1 protein-coding gene is annotated in these 694 nt (G+C 46.8%); it reads left to right on the plus strand.

Annotation, left to right across the window (positions count from 1 at the left end):
- Positions 1-318: 318 nt before the first annotated feature.
- Positions 319-694: hypothetical protein (locus PG888_RS23050; protein WP_270694493.1), on the plus strand; the 376-nt coding region annotated here is incomplete at its 3' end.

Below are 694 nucleotides of genomic sequence, written 5' to 3' on the forward strand. Positions count from 1 at the left end.
CATTCGCCATGCGAGAGTAGGACACTGCCAGGCACCCAATACAAGAAACCCCGCTCGATGAGCGGGGTTTTTTATTGGCTGAGAATCAGCAAATCGCTTGATTATTAGCCTTTCATCTTCCTGTAATTCACTGAAATTTCCCATAAAGCATCAAAAGAACCTCTCTTTTTTGTTTGATATTTACTCATTTGTTCAATGGGTTGGATATAAAAAACACAGAATGTGATGCCTCTACCTTTCTTGTGATGCCTGCTCTGGTTTAATTCTTCAGTCCATATTGATGGACCAAGGAATCACAATAATTTAAGGAATAGACCCATGTTCAAAAGAACAGTAACGATGATGCTGGCGGCGGGAACCCTGGTATTAGGCGGTTGCGCATCCAATGGTGGTGCAGAGCAGGCTGCGGTAGACAACAGCGACTTCGGTGGCAAGTCCATCTACCTGCGTGGGGAGATGAACGACTGGATGGCGACTGATGAAAGCAAGGTAGTCAAGGTGGCCGACAAGCTCTATATGGCCAAAGGCACCCTCAAGAAAGAGTGGGCCCCCTACAAGTTCAAGTTTGCTGATTCAGGCTGGAGCTGCGGTACCAACTTTGGCTACAAGAGCCCGAGCTGGCTAATAACATCATGTCGATCAGCCAATAACATCATGCCGATCACCATTTTTCTACCCGCAGGAACTGCGTCTT

Source organism: Aeromonas sp. QDB23 (assembly GCF_027707745.1).
Classification (GTDB): domain Bacteria; phylum Pseudomonadota; class Gammaproteobacteria; order Enterobacterales; family Aeromonadaceae; genus Aeromonas; species Aeromonas allosaccharophila.